The following is a 424-nucleotide window of genomic DNA, read 5'->3' as shown; positions in this document are numbered from 1 at the left end:
GGCGCCATTGCGTCCTGGCGTTAAATGGGCCGGAAAGTGAGCGGCCAAGCATAAAATTTTCAAACTGAGCCACTGCCGACTGACTCCTTCCCTTGCATCCGGGCCGTGAGCCGGCTATTTTTCCCGGCGGTTTCTTAAGATTCTCGGAGCTGATTATGGCAGCCGTCATCGAGCGCATCGACAGCCTCGAACAGACCGTGCAGGATTTCGTCAGGAGTGCCGACGTCCAGTTCAACCGGCTTTACAACTCACAGCTGCAGACGGAAGCGGAGCTGCGCCTATTCAAGGACGAAATGCGCGTATTCAAGGACGAAATGCGTGTATTCAAGGATGAAATGCGCGACTTTAAGGACGAGACGCGCCGGCAGCTTCGGGAGATGAACAAAAAGTGGGGGGAGCTCTCCAACAAGCTGGGCACCCTGGT

The 424-nt window shown here is 55.7% G+C and carries 1 pseudogene; it reads left to right on the top strand.

Annotation, left to right across the window (positions count from 1 at the left end):
• Window positions 1-155 precede the first annotated feature (155 nt).
• Window positions 156-424: pseudogene (locus tag BQ17_RS02195) on the top strand (hypothetical protein); the annotation flags it as partial.

Origin of the sequence: Candidatus Thiosymbion oneisti (assembly GCF_900092655.1) — a bacterium.
Lineage (GTDB): Bacteria > Pseudomonadota > Gammaproteobacteria > Chromatiales > Chromatiaceae > Thiosymbion > Thiosymbion oneisti.
Note: the sequence above shows the minus strand (reverse complement) of the source record. Positions and strands in the feature narration are given on the sequence as shown.